Source organism: Sporosarcina quadrami (genome assembly GCF_014836615.1).
Classification (GTDB): Bacteria; Bacillota; Bacilli; order Bacillales_A; family Planococcaceae; genus Sporosarcina; species Sporosarcina quadrami.
Genome location: NZ_JACSQN010000042.1, coordinates 1 through 823, shown reverse-complemented (window position 1 = coordinate 823; position 823 = coordinate 1). Strand labels below are relative to the sequence as shown.

General features: G+C 42.2%; 1 protein-coding gene. It reads right to left on the bottom strand.

Going from position 1 to position 823, the window contains the following annotated elements; all coding sequences use genetic code 11:
• Positions 1 to 4: 4 nt before the first annotated feature.
• The coding region (locus H9649_RS17725) for a transposase (protein ID WP_191696254.1) at positions 5 to 823 on the bottom strand (819 nt) is incomplete at its 5' end.

The window sequence follows — 823 nt, the reverse complement described above, 5'->3', positions numbered from 1 at the left end:
TATTTTACTTTGCTTGTTTTTTCACTTTGTTGATAAAATGTTCTCTATTAATTGGACTGACAATCGCAAAATCTTCTCCATACCTGATCTCTTTTGGATGGGCGTTCGGTATCTTTTGTCGCCCTTTGCTCTTTCTCAACCTTCGGTTGAAATCCTGTAATAGACTCTTTATCGGAGTGAAAAGGTACTGCTGCATGGTTCGCATGAAGGTCCATATTCTCTTCGCTGGTTGATGAATCAACCTCATAATTTCAGTTAATGCAAAAGTGATCAATGCGATAAACATCTGATTCCAGATACCTACGGGAGAGAGGCTGAATAAATGATTTACCCTGACATGCTGCTTTAACCATTTAAAGAAAAGCTCGATATACCAACGGTTCTTGTAGGTTTCTAGAATCTCTTCTTCACTCATGTCCAAGTTATTTGTGATCAAATGAAACGGTGTACCATCATCGTCTGTGAATTCAATGTAACGGACCGGTTCTTCACGTGTGAGTATGGATACCACTTCATTCCTGACTACTTTTGGATGTGTTGGAGTGTGCGCTATCAATGTCTCCATCGTAAAGGTCTTTCTTACGCGTACAAGGAATTGAATTTTTCTCGCCAACCATCCACCCATTTTTGTTTTGTGGGCATAGCCGCGGTCCATTACGTATAGGGCACCATCTGCTTCGATGATATGATTCACCGCATCGGAATCAGCAACATTCCCCGTGGATGGAATCATCTTTTCAGGAAAGACGCTGGAAGAGGAGGCAGCCACCATTCGCACATGAAGCTTGATTCCGCAGGAATCTTTGGAGACAGCCGTCCAATT